15 protein-coding genes are annotated in these 15,919 nt (G+C 43.8%); 10 read left to right on the top strand and 5 right to left on the bottom strand.

The window, feature by feature from the left end; all coding sequences use genetic code 11:
* The first annotated feature begins 18 nt into the window (after positions 1 to 18).
* The 6 genes from MHH89_RS16820 (at position 19) to MHH89_RS16795 (ending at position 6,786) form a co-directional block, all read left to right on the top strand.
* On the top strand, positions 19 to 1,800 hold the full coding sequence (locus tag MHH89_RS16820; RefSeq protein WP_076310390.1) for an ABC transporter ATP-binding protein: 1,782 nt from the start codon (positions 19 to 21) through the stop codon (positions 1,798 to 1,800).
* On the top strand, positions 1,797 to 3,536 hold the full coding sequence (locus MHH89_RS16815; protein WP_076219521.1) for an ABC transporter ATP-binding protein: 1,740 nt from the start codon (positions 1,797 to 1,799) through the stop codon (positions 3,534 to 3,536). The genes MHH89_RS16820 and MHH89_RS16815 overlap by 4 nt, the downstream gene beginning before the upstream one ends.
* A gap of 32 nt (positions 3,537 to 3,568) precedes the next feature.
* A complete protein-coding gene (locus MHH89_RS16810) occupies positions 3,569 to 3,985 on the top strand; it encodes a hypothetical protein (protein WP_081390604.1) in 417 nt (138 codons plus the stop codon).
* A 621-nt stretch (positions 3,986 to 4,606) separates the two neighbouring features.
* Positions 4,607 to 5,506, top strand: a complete 900-nt coding sequence (locus MHH89_RS16805; RefSeq protein WP_076309186.1) for a hypothetical protein — start codon at positions 4,607 to 4,609, stop codon at positions 5,504 to 5,506.
* A gap of 92 nt (positions 5,507 to 5,598) precedes the next feature.
* The gene (locus MHH89_RS16800; RefSeq protein ID WP_076219519.1) at positions 5,599 to 6,063 is read left to right on the top strand and encodes a phage tail protein; all 465 of its coding nucleotides are present in this window, start codon (positions 5,599 to 5,601) and stop codon (positions 6,061 to 6,063) included.
* Positions 6,064 to 6,633: 570 nt separating this feature from the next.
* The gene (locus tag MHH89_RS16795) at positions 6,634 to 6,786 is read left to right on the top strand and encodes a hypothetical protein (RefSeq protein WP_175619009.1); all 153 of its coding nucleotides are present in this window, start codon (positions 6,634 to 6,636) and stop codon (positions 6,784 to 6,786) included.
* Between the two features lie 98 nt (positions 6,787 to 6,884).
* Here the strand turns inward: MHH89_RS16795 and MHH89_RS16790 are convergent, their stop codons facing one another.
* The 4 genes from MHH89_RS16790 to MHH89_RS16775 form a co-directional block, all read right to left on the bottom strand.
* Positions 6,885 to 8,054: a DUF4179 domain-containing protein gene (locus MHH89_RS16790; protein ID WP_076310375.1), complete on the bottom strand. Its 1,170-nt coding sequence runs from the start codon at positions 8,052 to 8,054 to the stop codon at positions 6,885 to 6,887.
* Positions 8,041 to 8,574, bottom strand: a complete 534-nt coding sequence (locus MHH89_RS16785) for an RNA polymerase sigma factor (protein WP_076310374.1) — start codon at positions 8,572 to 8,574, stop codon at positions 8,041 to 8,043. The genes MHH89_RS16790 and MHH89_RS16785 overlap by 14 nt, the downstream gene beginning before the upstream one ends.
* Before the next feature lie 234 nt (positions 8,575 to 8,808).
* Positions 8,809 to 9,357, bottom strand: a complete 549-nt coding sequence (locus MHH89_RS16780; RefSeq protein ID WP_076218769.1) for a hypothetical protein — start codon at positions 9,355 to 9,357, stop codon at positions 8,809 to 8,811.
* A gap of 87 nt (positions 9,358 to 9,444) precedes the next feature.
* Positions 9,445 to 10,656 carry a sugar efflux transporter gene (locus MHH89_RS16775; protein WP_052097297.1) on the bottom strand — a complete coding sequence of 404 codons (1,212 nt, stop codon included), beginning with the start codon at positions 10,654 to 10,656 and terminating at the stop codon, positions 9,445 to 9,447.
* Positions 10,657 to 10,904: 248 nt separating this feature from the next.
* On the opposite strand from MHH89_RS16775, the gene MHH89_RS16770 reads away from it, so the two are divergent.
* Complete coding sequence (locus MHH89_RS16770; RefSeq protein WP_076218773.1) at positions 10,905 to 11,834, top strand: aminoglycoside phosphotransferase family protein; 930 nt, start codon at positions 10,905 to 10,907, stop codon at positions 11,832 to 11,834.
* A 200-nt stretch (positions 11,835 to 12,034) separates the two neighbouring features.
* Here MHH89_RS16770 and MHH89_RS16765 read toward each other — a convergent pair whose 3' ends face one another.
* Positions 12,035 to 12,220: a hypothetical protein gene (locus MHH89_RS16765; RefSeq protein ID WP_036679656.1), complete on the bottom strand. Its 186-nt coding sequence runs from the start codon at positions 12,218 to 12,220 to the stop codon at positions 12,035 to 12,037.
* A gap of 507 nt (positions 12,221 to 12,727) precedes the next feature.
* On the opposite strand from MHH89_RS16765, the gene MHH89_RS16760 reads away from it, so the two are divergent.
* The 3 genes from MHH89_RS16760 to MHH89_RS16750 all read left to right on the top strand — a co-directional run bounded on the left by MHH89_RS16760 (position 12,728) and on the right by MHH89_RS16750 (position 15,841).
* Positions 12,728 to 13,639: a dihydrodipicolinate synthase family protein gene (locus tag MHH89_RS16760; RefSeq protein WP_038573110.1), complete on the top strand. Its 912-nt coding sequence runs from the start codon at positions 12,728 to 12,730 to the stop codon at positions 13,637 to 13,639.
* A gap of 5 nt (positions 13,640 to 13,644) precedes the next feature.
* Positions 13,645 to 14,286: an SGNH/GDSL hydrolase family protein gene (locus MHH89_RS16755; RefSeq protein WP_076129213.1), complete on the top strand. Its 642-nt coding sequence runs from the start codon at positions 13,645 to 13,647 to the stop codon at positions 14,284 to 14,286.
* A 148-nt stretch (positions 14,287 to 14,434) separates the two neighbouring features.
* Positions 14,435 to 15,841 carry an ABC transporter substrate-binding protein gene (locus MHH89_RS16750; protein ID WP_076129167.1) on the top strand — a complete coding sequence of 469 codons (1,407 nt, stop codon included), beginning with the start codon at positions 14,435 to 14,437 and terminating at the stop codon, positions 15,839 to 15,841.
* The last annotated feature ends 78 nt before the right edge of the window (positions 15,842 to 15,919 follow it).

Below are 15,919 nucleotides of genomic sequence, written 5' to 3'. Positions count from 1 at the left end.
AGTAAAACCAAAACCGGCATGCCAAGGCTGCTGGAGATCGCCGGAGAGAAGCGAGGTTTGCTGCTCTTGTCCGGAATATTGTCATCTGTCAGCGCCGTATTAATGTTGATTCCGTTTTTGTCTGTTTATTTCATTTTGGCAGAGCTGCTGCGCCATGCTTCATCGCCTGGACAGGTCGACGGTGCGTATATGATCCGCTGGGGGTGGATTGCACTTGGAGGGTTAATCGGAGGGCTGGTGACTTCGTATTGTGGTATTATGTGCTCGCATATTGCGGCTTTTCGTATTCAATATAATTTGCGTGTGCGAATGACCGAGCATTTGGGCAGATTGCCGCTCGGTTTCCTGAACGGGACTTCAACAGGCGTGGTCAAGAAGACGCTAGAGCAGAATGTCGACAAGGTGGAAAATTTCGTAGCGCATCAGCTTCCCGATTTAGTCAGCGTGCTGGCTTCTACAGTGCTGATGATCGTGGCGATGTTTTGGTTTAGTCCGCCGTTGGCGGTAGCTTGCCTGCTGCCGATAATTATAGGATTAGGTGTGCAGTCAGCGCTTATGATGAGCAGCAGAGGCAAGGCCAGTGTGAAGCAGTATCATGATTCGTTGGAGCAGATCAATACTTCGGCGGTGCAGTATGTACGGGGGATGCCCGCGGTTAAGGTGTTCGGGCAGACGGTGCATTCTTTCAGAAAGTTCTACAGTGATATGACCAGCTACCGCGATTATTGTCTGGAGTATACGGACCGTTATCAAACAGGTTATATCTTATTCAAAACATTGCTGGCGTCACCATTTACCTTTATTTTGCCGGTGGGCGTCTTCATGCTAAGCGGTCGGCCGGATTCCATGTCCTTTGCGCTTGTGCTGTTGTTCTTTCTGATTATGGCACCCGGTGTTTCATCTCCGCTCTACAAGCTACTTCTGCTGGCTTCAAGCACTCGGGATATTGGCGAAGGCGTGGAGCGGATGGACCGTCTCTTGGCACAGCAGCCTGTACCGGAAATAGCAGAACCGCTATCTCCGCATACTTTTGACGTTGAATTTGTCGATGTAACCTTCTCCTACAGTGAAGATGCAGGGACTGCAGCGGCGCTCAGCGAAGTCTCATTCCGTGCGGAACAAGGGAAGGTTACAGCACTGGTAGGCCCGTCAGGTTCGGGAAAATCGACGGTGGCCAGCTTGGTGCCGCGGTTCTGGGACCCGCAAGTGGGTGCAATCCGCATCGGTGGAGTCGATATTCGCCATATGGCGATCCATGAATTAATGAATACAGTTGCTTTTGTATTTCAAGAAACCTTCCTATTCTATGACACTTTGTATGAGAATATTGCTGTCGGCAAACCGGGAGCGACTTTGGAGGAAGTCCAGGCTGCAGCCAGAGCGGCACAATGCGACGAGTTCATTACTCGGCTGCCGCAGGGATACGATACGTTAATTGGTGAAGGCGGTGTCTATCTCTCGGGTGGTGAGGAGCAGCGCATTGCAGTAGCTCGGGCTATTCTCAAAAATGCACCAGTGCTCGTGCTCGACGAAGCGACTGCTTTTGCCGACCCGGAAAATGAGTTTCATATGCAGTTAGCACTTACGGAGCTTATGCGCGGCAAGACGGTTATTGTCATTGCTCACCGACTCTCCTCTATACGTGAAGCTGCACAAATTCTGGTGCTGCGGGATGGAGAAATCGTGGAACGTGGAGAGCACGCAGGTTTGATTGAGGCGGACGGGCTTTACGCAAAAATGTGGCATGCCTACACTGACGCCGGAGATTGGCATATGGAAAAAGGAGGGGATCAGCTATGAAGGTATTGCATAATATTACTGCCGGTAAACCGCAGCAGTTGCTGAAGCCTGTGCTTTTTTCCTTGTTGGCTAATCTAGTTAGTGTGCTTCCGTTCGCGCTTGTAATTGAGGCGGTGCGGTTGATTTTTGCTCCTTATATTACTGTAGGCGCAGAACTTCAGACAGAACGCCTTTGGTGGATCTGCGCAGGGCTTGTCGCCGTCATGGTGCTGATGTTCCTGAGTGAGATTCCCGCCTATCGCACCGCTTACCGCGGGGCATACAATGTTGCTGCACAGGGACGTGCGGAATTAGCAGAACATCTGCGGAAGCTTCCGCTGGGTTACCTGACTCGCCGGGACCCAGGTGATTTAGCCAATATGATGATGGGCGATTTCACGCTCGTTGAGACGGGCATATCACATCTGCTGCCACAGCTTGCGGGGGCTTTTGTCCTGCCGATATTTGCACTTGCTGGTTTACTGTTTTTGGACTGGCGGATGGCGATTTCCATGTTCGTAGCGCTGCCGGTTGCTCTTCTGATCATGTATATATCGGGCAAGCTGCGGCGGAGACTCGGAGCGGATCATATGAAGGCCAAGCTGAACGCTGCGAACCGCTTGCAAGAATACTTGAACGGTATACGGGTAATGAAGGCCTATAACCTGACGGGAGAACGATTTGTCCGTCTGGATAACTCTTTTAAAACTTTGATGAAGGAAAGTGTGAAGCTGGAAGGGATGTTCGGTCCGGTTATTCTAACCGCTATGGCTCTTCTTCGTGCGGGACTGACCTTAATGGTATACGTAGGTGTTCATCTATTATTAGGGGGGGAGCTCGGTATTTTGCAGTTGGCAGTATTCCTTATTGTCGGCACACGTATTTATGATCCATTGACCACGGCGCTAGCCAATTATGCCGAATTCCGCTACAACGAACAAGCGGGTGAACGTATAGTAGACCTGCTACGCCAGCCGGTAATGACAGGTAATACGAGTCCTCTTCCTAAAAGCAGCACCATTCGGTTTGACAATGTAACCTTTAGCTATGGAGGAGAGCCTGTTCTCAAAAATTTAAGTCTGGAAATGCCGCAAGGTTCACTGACTGCAATTGTGGGCCCGTCAGGCAGCGGCAAGAGTACAGTGCTGCGCCTGATCTCACGTTTCTATGATCCTGAAGAAGGGAGCGTTCTGCTAGGTGGGCGCAACATCAAGGATATTGATCCAGAACATCTGCTAGGATCTGTATCGGTGGTGTTTCAGGATGTGTATCTATTCCAAGATACCATCGGGAACAACATTGCTTTTGGGCGGCCGGGGGCGTCGCAGCGGGATATTCAGCAGGCAGCGCAAATGGCTCACTGCCATGATTTCATCATGAAATTACCGCTTGGTTATGACACGCCGGTAGGCGAAGGCGGCAGTACGCTGTCCGGAGGGGAGAAGCAGCGAATTTCCATTGCCCGTGCGATTCTCAAGAACGCTCCAATTGTGCTGTTGGATGAAGCTACTGCATCGCTTGACCCGCAGAATGAGGCCGAAATCCAGAAAGGAATTGATGCGTTGATTACGGGCAGAACCGTCATTGTTATCGCCCACCGGTTGAAAACCATACGCGGTGCGGACAACATTATCGTACTGGAAGACGGTCGGCTGGTCGAGCAGGGACGACATGAAGCCTTACTGTTGCGCGGCGGACTGTACGACCGGCTCTGGAAGCTGCAACAGCAAGCCGTTGGATTCCGCATCACATCTTAGGCAATGCTCGGCACATTTTAGGAGGGAAACGTATGGCTATAACAAAGGATGAATCCGCTTGGCCGATCATAAGCCTTAGTTTGGGGGAGGCGTTTGATCAGGAGACAGTAGAAGAATATATCGCATATTGGGAAGAACTGCTCGCGCGCCGATCTGCCTTCGGCCTGCTGATGGTGCATTCTGCTGAGAAAAACACACGTCCAGAGCGTGCGGTCACACAGCTGTATATGAACTGGTGCAAGATGAACAAGCGGGAAATCGCCCAATATTGTTCAGGCATCGCGGTCGTAATGCAGAATGCAAAGTTGCTTGCTGTCTACAAGCCAGTTACAGCGTTGTCCACTAAAAGAACCTACGGCTGCCCCGGAGGCGCCTTCTCTGGAGAGTCTGAGGCGATAAGGTGGCTGGAGGAGCAATTGACTAAGACATCCTCGGGTACGAAAACCTAATATAGCTGCCCATATTTTGGGGATACACATTTAAGCTTTCTTCACCCTTTTGGGTGGGGAAGGCTTTTTTTATCTAGAAAGATAAGAATCTGCCAACCCCTCACAACCAACGTGTCAGAGTAAGCTTTTTGAAATATAAATGGGGTGTGTTGGATGAAGATAAATAATAATTATTTGAAAGAACAATTAAACCAAGAAGTTTGTAGAGGAATTAGGTTTTCAAACATTAGAGGACGATCTCTAGCCAATGGTTATTTCAAGTGGTCAAAGAGATGATGGAATTCTTATTATTGACTTGCTGAAGTTACCTGATGACCAACCAATCCTAATAGATTTTGGAATAATGCCTGAATTTATATTACCGTTTATCCCGGAAGAGAGAATGCACTAAGCTGGGCATCAAAACCATAGAAAGAACACCAAACATGAGCGTAGAAGAACAATTTAGGTTAGTTCGTAAACATTTTAAAATGTAGGGATGACCGAAAGGTATACCAACTCAAAGAAACCGTTCCTTTGTCAGGGATGGTTTCTTCATAACTAGAAAAGTACACAGGTATGCCCGTATAATAAATAGGAGCAAGTAATTGGAAGTAGATTGATGATGAGGGGAGAGAAGACATGTTTTTCTTTAAAAAAAATAAAGGCATCACAAAAGAGGAGCTACAGGCCTTGGTTGAAGGCTTGGAGCAGGCTTATATGGATAAGGATGAAGAAGGTTTGAGCAAAAGATTTCATCCAGATAAAAGGGGAATGTCCTTTTTAAATCACTTTCAATTAATGATGACATTTCAAATCTATAATATAAAATCTGAAATTCTCGAATTTGAATTGCTGTCAATGAATGCCACTAAAGCAGTCTTTACATACACTCGGAAGCACATTCATACCTGTATCAACCCCGCCGATGAACGTGAGGAAAAAAGAAATCAAATTATCAGTTATTACGTTGAGGCTGTGAAGGAGAATGGTTCAATTTGGATTACGAGGTACAGCCCTTATAGCACGATTTTTGTAGATAAGAAGGGTGATTTCCTTAGTGGTGTGGATGCGGTCATTCCTCCTGGAGAAGAGATCAATTCAGGCATTGCGCGATTCATCCCGTATTTTCAGCTTGATAGCTATGTACCTGCAACCTTCCATATCTACAGTAACAGTCAATTTATCGGATATTACCCGTTAGGAGAATACCATCGGTACGAACCTTCGCATACGTTCACGATTAATTATTTTGATAAGATAGAGGCATCTTCTGTAGAGAAGCATACAGCGGATTATATCTCCCAAGAAACCTTGTTGACTGCTCAAGTACTGCATCAGACTGTTAATAGCTCTATAGTAGAGACACAGTTGATGAACAATAATGTATTAGAGCATGAACTTGTTACCAGCCTGCTTACGAAGGATGGGTTCTATATGATTAGATTTCTGTATGACAAAGGGGAGCCGATCCCGCCAGAGGAGCGAGAAAAGTGGAAGCGTGAGATGGTCACTTTAATAGAAAAAGAGCACAGCAGTTAACACAGAAACTTGCCGTTACAGACAATACGCGAACCGTATCCTAAGTAACGATAAGTTTTTTTGGTAATAATGAGAGAAAAGGAGAGATGAAAATGTCCTATATCGTTGATTTTAAAAATGTGTCTACGGTTGGGTTAGAATCTTCACCTGTAGTAGATGCACTTGCTGGTCTGCGTGCTAATGAGGCCCGTTACTTTATGAACAAATACAAACATGAGTTTACGGTTGTACGAGCCAGCGAAAGTCAGGAGACCCTTGATTATGTGAACCGAATTTTAAAAGAAGAACGCGATATTGAGTTTGCGGCCAAACCTTTAGAAACATCGCGTTTTCAAGTGGAAGATATTAAATTCGCTTATGTCTTTTATGAGGATGGTCTTGCGGTGAACGTTATGTATACGGTGGATGACCCTAAGAAGCGGGCTGTTGGTTTTAAGCTTTCTGAGGGGATGGAGATCCCAAAGGAGCTAGAAGAGAAGTTTAAGTTTGCTAGGCAGAAGTCCAAGCTAGCCGGAACAATTCGGGGTTCGTTTTTTGTAATTAAAGGAGAGTATTAAGGTTAGCAAAATTGCAACTTAATCAATGAGAGGGCCATCCTGTAAAAGGATGGCCCTAAATCTTGCCGATATAGATAATTTGCGTAGGTTATCTATGGGAATGGACTCTCATTCAAGAGGCCGAATTTATTATATAGGGCAACGAAAACTGGAGTTGCGAGCGTACTTCATAATTATTTTGCATGAATAGCTGGGACGGTAGAATGTACGGTATAAATCCCGTAGATAAGAGCTGGAGTAGCTGAAACGGTGGAATGTACGGTTCAACTGGTGGATATTCGCCAACATGTGATACGTAGACAGAGTAAACAGCAACATATACTCCATTGATGCAGGGTACTTTTTGGGATGTTAAGCTCTTCCGCCAAGTCGCCCACTGTCTTTGTTTGCTCTTGAATGAACTGCACTGTCTGTTTTTAAATTCTTCGTTATACCGTTGTCGATGTTCTCCCATGTGAACACACCTCCGTGGACTCATTATCGCCAGTCTGTTAACTACTGTCCACTTTTTATTCTAGCTTCAGTGACTACGTTATTGTCCTTACCGTAAAGGACAAAGAACCGCCTAAGTTGCCAGCAACATGGAAGATGTTGGATGCGGTCAAAAACAATCGAATGATTGAGATTGATATGGAAAAATATTTTGCAGCAGATTCATACTCCTCCTTGTTACAAGCTGAAGATATTGCCGACAAATTATCGAAGCTGGCTTCATCAAAATAACCTTATTGGATTGAACCTACCTGAAGCCATCTAAATATAAAGACGAAGCCTATTATGGCTTCGTCTTTTGTAGTTTTGCATACCCTTTTACAAATGAACTATTGGACCGAAAGTACAGTCTCCAGCTCAGGGATATATTCCTTGACCATATTGTTGTCTTCCCACAGTCCTGTAGTCCCAGCTGGGGCTTGACCTTCGGAAACGACTAAGTACGGTTTGATGGTTACGGTATTCGGTATAGTCTTGAAGGGTTCAAAACGAACATTATAAGATTCGCTTAAGGGGTGAGCACCGATGGGCTTCAGTTGAACGCCACGTTCATCCACAATGTCAAATTGAAGAGCGATGACGCCCCCGTTAGCACCCTTATATTTCGAAGGGATAGAAGCGAGCATTTCTTCTACGCTCTGGCCCGGTTTGGTTTTGTACTCAATGGATACCTGCGTTGTGATTGGGGTGATTTCTACCTTACTGATCTGCAAGTTAATGTTATCGTGATGCTTGGTCTCCTCTGAAGTTAGTGCGGTAACAGGCGTTGATTTGGTAACAGGCAGAACGAATTCGAACGGGACATCGTAACCCTTTAACGTTACATTTACAGTCAAGTCAAACTGATCAGGGAACTGGACAGTCTGTGTTGTTGTGCTCGGATCATAATAAGTGTTCAAAACCTGAACCATTATGCTGGAAGCAGTCTCACCATCCATGTGTTCGTAACTCCAGAGCAGAGGTTGACCTTTATAGAGAACCTCAAACTTATCCACCGCGCCTTTATTGGCATCTGAAGGCGGCGAATTGGGCTCCGAAGCCAAACGGTTTCCAGGAGTGGTTAGGTTCATAAGAATTCGGGTTCCGTCAAATAACAACGTTGGGATATTCATGGTCACCTCGCTATGGGTCACGCTTTGGTTTACGTTTGTGATGAAATCCCCGGCTTGTTGAACACCGGGATCTAAGTTTTTTTCGCCCCATAATGAATAGATTTGTCCCAAAACCGGAATTTGCTTGAGTGCACCAGCCATTGCGGGCGATACAAAGCCGGAAGCAAGGACTGTAACTCCAAGAATTGCAGCGGCTGCAGTGGAAATCAACCACTTATTAAAAGTTCTAGATGCATCCATCTTTCTCTGAACGGGGGAAATGGAATTATCGGTTTCCCTGATGATTTGGTAAGTCTCATTCAGCTTGGAGCGGGCAATATCCGATAACTGAGCGGGAAGTAGGCTTTGGCAGTTCTTTAATTGTTCTTCTAACTTAGTATTTACCATGTCGCAACTCCATTTCTTGATTGAATTGAGATGAATACTTTAGCTTTTTGCGGGCGCGATGCAGCCGGGTCTTCACAGCAACCGTAGAAATTTCGAGAATGTCGGAAATTTGACGGATCGGCATGTCCTGTAGGTAATGAAGGTGAATGACAATCCGGAGGTTCTCCTCAAGATGTTGAACGGCATCCCATAATTCGATTTTCTCATAATCCTTGGAAGTGGAAGGAACTTCGGGAAGCTCTCCATAAGGGAGGGCTCTTGAGTTGTTTTTGAGCATTTTATTGCATTCATTAATCAGAATCCGGAAGATCCACGTTTTGAAAAAAGCGGGCTCTCTGAGTGTATGGATGTTCTTAAAGGCTTTAAGCATCGTCTCCTGCAGGGCATCTGCACAATCTTCTTCTTTGTTGACGATGGACCTTGCAGTTCTGTATAAAGGTAACTCTATCTCCTGCATCAACTGCACGAATGCTTCAGGGTCCCCAGCTTTGGCTTTGACGACAATAGGATCTATATGCAAAGATTTACCTGCTTTCTTGACTAGAAGTCTTAGGATGTTCGTAACGTTACTTAAATATTAGATCGGGTAGGTAGCTAGAAGGTTACCACAAACATGATTCCATTCTCCGCATCTCGCAATGCTAGCAAGGGGAGAAATTGGTTTTTTTCACAAAAAAATCGCCGTTCAAATTCCCTGTCAGGAATCGGACGACGATTTTTCATAAGCTAGTCAGTTAGTCAATCAATCAATCAATCAATCAATGATATAAATGACCCATTCCCCTTGATCGTTTGGCCGAATAGCGTATAGCATTTTTACATTTTCAACTGTCTTTGCGGCCATATCCAAGCGTTGTCCGGTCACCGTTATATTCACCTGATGTTCGTTGGGTAACATGGAATCGATGCTTTCGATGTCTGTGAATTTGTACTGATATTGTTCGTCATAATAAGGTTCCATAGCATCTGCTAGTTTTTTGTTTACGAACCCGGATTGGAAAAGTGTGTGGTCATGCTCAACCAAAGCAGTTAGGTTTTTTTCCAGCACTTCAAGTGCGGGGAGATCATACTCTGTCAATTGATCTGAATATGATTTCAGATTTATCGACAATTCTGCTTTAAAGCTGGTTTCATTTGGCTGCTTGGGTTCTGTGTTTTGCGGCTTCTGCGTATTCATCGCTGGACTTTGGGTTGGCGTATTTGCTCCTGTGTTCGGCTCCTCGATGGGTTTAACATCCCCTGCACATGCTGCCAGAAAGATTAAAGACATCAACATGAGCATTCTTGCAATAGTTTTTAACATCTAACCCCACCTTTTTAAAGATATGTTAGTTAGTCGCGAGAAAATATGGAGAAGTTTCAAGGGCTGAATGAAGCCCGAAAAAGTGGATTAAATCGCTAGCTTTTGTGGATCATCTACAGAGTAACGTCCGCTTACCGCAAGCATGATTGTAGAAATAATGACGAGTATGAAACAGAGTACAAATGAATACCGGTACCCAACAACACTAGCTAATAACCCGCCAACAAGACTGCCAATCAGTCTGCCGATCGTGGATGAATTAGAGTAGAGTGTGGATGCATACCCAGGCATGTTTGGAAGCAGATCCTGAATGTAGCTAATGCCAATCGCTGAAATAACGGCAACAAAAAAGGCAAGCAAAATTTGGGCTGCAAGCATTTGCCACATCGCGCCTGAAGTAATGACAACGAGATAATAAGCTCCTCCGAAAATGGCTCCGCACATCATCAGGATTCGGTTACTGTATTTTGCACTAAGTAGTCCCAGCATGATCATAAAAGGAATTTCCAGCGCAGCACAAATACTGCTGACTAAACCAACATCGCTTGTTGTTCCCCCTAGATTGTTGGTAATAAAGAGGGCAGTATTGATGCTACTCGTCCAGTGGGCTACATACATGAGTATCATAATCAGAAAAGGAAGCAGAACATTACGGTTCTGACCCAACCGGAAACTTTTTACTTTTACTTCTGCAGTACTGCTTTTCACTTCTGTATTTGATTTCAGGAATAGCGAAATAAGTAAGGCAACCAGCAGGAATACTCCGATGGTGCCCGAGAAGATCCCCTTAAACCCAACAGCAGCAATTAGCAGAGTACCGATTAAAGGACCTGTAATAAAGCCGAGAGAGAAAGCAGAACGCAAGGTAGAATTTGCAAACGCAGTATCCGTAAAATCGCTCTTATTCACTGCTTCTCTAGCTATGGCGAACAATTGAGGCATCCCTGGTGCACCGAGGGCGGTGAACACAATCATGTAGATGAATAAGATCGTAAAATCCCCAATGAGCAAGTATCCGCTATAAGCCAGAGCATTACAGAGCGTGGAGACAAGGTAAATGTTTCTTCGATTTAAGCCGAGGTCAGAGCGTCTTCCGATTAGTGTACTGATCCATATCCCGGCAATTAACGTGGTGGCCAGAAAAACACCAAACAGCCCGACAGATACTCCAAGCTGCTCCGTAAAATAAATGGATAAAAAGGGTGCGCTGAGTGAAATCCCCATCCCCTGCAGTAACATACATAAAAAGAGTAAGCCATAAGAGGGAATCGAAAATAGTGCAGTTAGTCGTTTGAACATGTTGTGAAAGTACTCCTCTATATTTGTTTAGATATTTCATAAAAAAAAGCCGTTGAAATGAATTCCAACGGCTTTTTGTATGCTTGTTTTTTTCAAGACCTTATTCAACATCATAATTGATCAGAAAGAATAAGTCTATACTTTCGGCTGGATTTTATTTACTATTGTGAAGCCGGCAAAACCTAATAAATGGAGTGTTGTTAATGGACGTTACTTGTCATCTCGATAAGGCTGACTTACAGGATTATATTAGTAGGGTTTTTGGCAGCAGTTATTTCGTTGCTCGTGTTTCGCGCATGCATGGCGGCGCACAAAAGGTGGTCTACAAGATTGAGTGCAGTAATGGATTTTCCTGCGTTTTGTATGTGTGGGATCTTTCTATGAATTATTTTAAAGAAGAAAAAGAAAATGAAGATATAAACGAACAATCCTATGGAAGTCATTTATTCGAATTAAATAACAGGTACTTAACACAACATGGAATTCAGACCCCTGCTCTTTATGATCTGAATAAGGTAAGAGATCGTTACTCTTTCGATTATGCTCTGGTTGAATATATAGATGGAAGAATGGCAGAAACCTATTTTCATCATCCCGAGTTACGTGTTCAAGATAAAGTTTTTCAGCGTGTGGGGGAGATGCTTACTGCTATGCATACCCACGAGAGGCATGTTTTTGGGAAAGCAAATGCTAACGAGAGCAGCATGGGGCAATGTCATTTATTACAAATGGAAAATGCGAAAGTACAGCTAGCCTATGCCTCCCAACATATTGAGAAGATCAGGTCTAATCAAAGCAAACTGCTCGATAAGTTGTACGAGCTTGAATCAAAAATTCAACCCAGACAGCAATATGGGTTTATTCACGGGGAACTGGGTCCTGACCATGTTATGGTTAACGATAAACTGGAACCTTTCTTGATCGATATCGAAGGAGCAATGTTTTATGATATTGAGCATGAGCATAGTTTTTTGCAGATGAGATTTGGGGATTTCTACCGGTACTTAAAGAACGATGCTCTGGATCATGATAGGCTGTTATTTTATCAATTCCACCATCATGTCTCCTTAACTTCAGGTGGATTAAAGCTGCTGCATAGAGGATTTCCTGATCAACAATTCGCCCAAGGCCTAGCTGATTATCAATCGGAACGCGCGCTGAGGTTTATCGAAGGATGAACTAAACAAGGCCTTTGAATTGATAACCTACTGCCATGTCCTTGAAAGTAACCTATTAGCCTTCTTCACCCTTTAGGGTGGAGGAGGTTTTTTCGGTATACAACTACAAGGCATAATAAAAGACCGCATCCACTGAAATTGCTTCCAGAACTGGCGGTCTGATGTCTTCGTTATGAATCAATCTTTATCTGAAGGGTTAGTTAATGAAATTTAACGGTCTTGATGCGAGCCTCTTCTTCATAGCTAAGTGGTTTCGGAGATTGCGGAGTGTGCAGATGACGCTCCACGGAGTACTCCATTTTCCGGTAGTCCTCATTACCTGTATTCAATGTTGGATTCCAGTTTTCTGTCACCCAATTTTTAAGTTCTTTAAGTCCTGCTAGCATTTCCTCCAGCCTCCTTTGGCGAAGAAACAAAATAGATTTTGTAGTTCTTTGTTTACGCTTTCATTATAATCCTAAACTCCATTTTTTAAAAGGTGTGTCCGTCTGAAAAACACAGATTATTCAGTGAACATTGTGTGTTATTTAGGTTTTGTGCTTCATCTGGAGAGAAGTGTCTCCCTGTAGGAGACATTTTTAACGAAGCTGAAAGGATACTCATTAGTACCACTTTTTTTAATTATTTTACATCCGTATATCCAACAAATACTGCCCTGAAGAAATAAATTTAGGGTGGAGAATTTACAGGATTATTTTCTAATGAATATGGAAAAATAAATGATTATTAGCTGCGAGTTGCACTGAAAACCATTATTTTGCTAATCATAAATAAGATTGGTGGAAATAAATTTTATTTTTCTAAAAATAGAGAAAATAATTTACAAAAGCAAAATATAATGATATTTTGTTTATGTAGAAAAGAAACCGCTCACAACTTAAGGGGGATTAACAATGACACTCACAAAGTTCCACGGAATTATACCTGCCTTTTATGCCTGCTATGACGATCAAGGAAATATTTCGGAATCCCGGACGCATGCTTTATGTGATTACTTATTTGAAAAAGGAGTTCAAGGTGTATATGTGGGAGGCAGCTCAGGAGAATGTATTTACCAGAGTCTCGACGAACGCAAAGCGGTACTAAGCTACGTAGCTAGTAACCTGAAAGGTAAAATGACACTGATTGCCCACGTGGGTGCCCCTTCCACTAGAGATAGTATTGAGTTAGCGAAACATGCTGCAACCTTAGGATACGATGCATTATCCGCAATCCCGCCTATATATTTCAAGTTACCTGATAGTGCAGTCTATAAATATTGGAGCGAGATTATGGAGGCAACCCCTCTAAGCTTCATCATCTACAACATTCCTCAGACTACTGGATATACACTGACTCCGTCCCTATTTGAGAAGCTGCTTGCGAACAAAAAGGTGATTGGTGTGAAGAACTCCTCCATGCCGACTATGGATATTGAAAGATTCAAAAGAGTGGGTGGAAAAGATGTAGTGGTATTTAATGGACCGGATGAACAATATGTTGCGGGAAGAATCATGGGAGCGGATGCGGGAATCGGTGGAACCTATGCGGTTATGCCTGAGCTGTTCCTGCAAGCTAATGAATTTGTTAAGGCTGGTAAGTTCGAAGAAGCTGGACAAATTCAAAGCGATATCAACGATATTATCATCGCCCTTTGTTCGCTGAAAGGTGCCATGTATGCCGGAATAAAAGAGATTCTAAAATTAAGAGGCGTAAACATTGGTAGCGTAAGAGCACCGCTTGAGGCAGTAGCCGCTGAAGATGCTGGTCCGATCGCAGACATTATGAAATTGATTGATCAAGCTATTGAAAGATATTGCGGTTAAGACAAATGAAGAAATCCATCGTATGCTTTGGCGATTCTAATACTTGGGGCTACGACGCAGAGACAGACCGCAGATTTAAGGATGATATTCGTTGGACGGGAATTCTTCATACAGAATTGGGTGACGCCTACCGTATGATCGAAGAAGGGCTTCCGGGCAGAACAAGTGTCAGTGAGGACCCTCTATTTGAAGGACTTTCTGGAATTTCCTATATCTATCCCTGCCTGATGTCACATTCGCCATTAGACTTGGTTGTGATCATGCTTGGGACCAATGATACCAAAGAAAGGTTTGGATTAACTTCTTATAACATCGCACAAGGTATTGTTAGGCTGGCTCTTAAAGCTAAAGGTAGCGGTGCAGGACCTGAGGGGAAGGCTCCAGAGGTTCTAGTAATCGCGCCCCCTCCGATTGGAGCAGAGTATATTCATACCCCTATTGGCAAACCAATGGGTAGCGGATGTAGTGAGAAGTCTATGGAGCTCGCTGAGCATCTTGCAGCTTTGCTAACGGGAACTGGTATCCACTTTGTAGATTCCAGAGACCATGTATCGATGAATGAAATTGATTATATGCATCTTGATCCGCAAGGACATCGCAGCATGGCCGATTTAGTGCAATACCATGCCAAACGGATTTTAAATTAAAGGTTCTATGCTTTCGAAGCGAGTTTTGTACGTAGCGATTCAGAGAAGGTAATGCTCACAAAACTTTAAGCGTATGCTTTCGATGCGAGTTTTGTACGTAGCGATTCAGAGAAGGTAATGCTCACAAAACTTTTAGGGAGGTTTATAAATGAAGAAAAAACGTTTACTCTCGGCAATGCTTGCGCTAATGGTGATTATTTCTTTAATTTCAGGTTGCTCAGGTAACAATGCTGCGAGCTCTAATACATCCGATAATTCTTCTGCGTCTGGGAAGGAAAAAGTGGCGATCAGAGTATGGCTGACTCCACAGTGGAAGGGTGTTGTGGATGCCACGGAGGCAGGTGCGGACTATGATAGCTTCCTAAAGCACGCCGCTGAGAAATTCAAAGCACAATATGATAAATACGATGCAGATATTCAAATAGAGGTCATTGCTGGAGATCAGCGCGATCAATTGCTTAACGTTAACTTAAGCGGAGGAACACCTCCAGATGTGTTCTTTGAGAGTGTATTCCCGATGGGGGATTACGTTCACCGTGGAGCATTGGTTCCTTTGACCGACATCATTGATGAAGACGCGAAAAGCGATATTGCTCAAAACTACTGGGACGCTGTAACGTTCGGAGAAGATATTTATTTCTATCCATTCCAGCACAACCCAGGCACCTTGGTTTACAACGCGGACATGTTTAAAGCAGCAGGCTTGGAAAAGTTTGTGGGTGAAGAATCCGAAATCAAAACTTGGAACTTGGATGAATATCAACAAATTCTTGAGGGTCTCAAAAACAATCTGCCGAAGGATAAGTATTCCAATGCATATCCAATGGCATTATTCGCTGTAAATAATCAGGGCGATACATGGAACCTTGCCTATATGAGAATGTTCGGCAATAAGTTCTTTGATGATCAAGGCAACATTGTCCTGAATGATGAGAACGGAGTTAAAGCTGCAACTTGGCTGAAAAACCTATATGACGGCGGATATACAAATCCAGGCGCAGAATCTGTTTCTTCTAATGATGCCAATGCTATGTTCCAAAATCAGCAATTAGCGATCAGTTTCACTAACCCAATTCTGTTTAATGGTACGAAAGCAAATATGGCGGACGGTACGGCAGCGAAATTCGATATGAGACTTGCTAATATTCCGTCGGAAAGCGGAGATCCTCTATCCTTTACTTATGTAGTAGGCGCTAGTGTATTCAAGTCCAAAGATGCTAAGAAGACTGAAGTAGCTAAGGATTTCGTGAAGTTCTTCTCAAGCGATCCTGAGTTAGTTAAATCCTCTAAGAATGGTATTCCTGTAAGAAGTTCTGTAGCCGAAGCGCTTAAAGCGGAGAATCCACTGTTTGCAGCTTACGATGCCAACTCTAAATATTTGTTCAACTTCACAGGCAACGTTCCAGGATACAGCCAATTAAGAGAGGTCTTATATCCAGAGCTACAAGCACTTTACATGGGAGCTAAGACACCGGAACAGTTTGTGCAAGATTATCAGGCAAGTGGCAACAAGGTGATTGAGACCAATAAAGCTGGCTCTGTAATTTTCCAATAATCTAAGACCAGATAAACAATACACGATTGACAGCCTTTAGGGTCTGAAGAGACTTTAGGGCTGTTAATTAGAAAGGTA

Source organism: Paenibacillus sp. FSL H7-0323 (genome assembly GCF_038002725.1).
Lineage (GTDB): Bacteria > Bacillota > Bacilli > Paenibacillales > Paenibacillaceae > Paenibacillus_AQ > Paenibacillus_AQ odorifer.
This window is presented reverse-complemented; position numbering and strand designations above follow the sequence as displayed.